Raw genomic sequence first — 328 nt, 5'->3', positions numbered from 1 at the left:
TGGAATGATCCGACCAGTAATTACCACGCCCATCAAAGCTCCACTCAATATCGCGCGTTCCGACATATTTGACCTGTGTCCGATTGCCGAGAAAAGCGTTCCCTGTAAGGATGTTACGCTCGGAACCTGCGGTAAAATGGATGCCAATATTGCAGCCTTCAAAGCGGTTATTATAGATCAGATTTTTGTGCGCATTATAGATAAAGGTGCAACGGTTTGCCACACCGCGCACCAGATTTCCCGACACATCGGCGTTGTTGGCATAGTTCAGCATCATGCCGTGACTGATGTCCGACAGGCTCAGGTTATCTTGCAAAATGACATTGTT

The 328-nt window shown here is 47.6% G+C and carries 1 protein-coding gene; it reads right to left on the bottom strand.

The features are described from left to right. A partial coding sequence (locus tag AB9F29_RS21675) for a NosD domain-containing protein (RefSeq protein WP_369757220.1) occupies positions 1 to 328 on the bottom strand: 328 nt, incomplete at both ends.

It is taken from the genome of Falsihalocynthiibacter sp. S25ZX9 (assembly GCF_041205405.1).
Taxonomy (GTDB): Bacteria; Pseudomonadota; Alphaproteobacteria; order Rhodobacterales; family Rhodobacteraceae; genus Falsihalocynthiibacter; species Falsihalocynthiibacter arcticus.
This window is presented reverse-complemented; position numbering and strand designations above follow the sequence as displayed.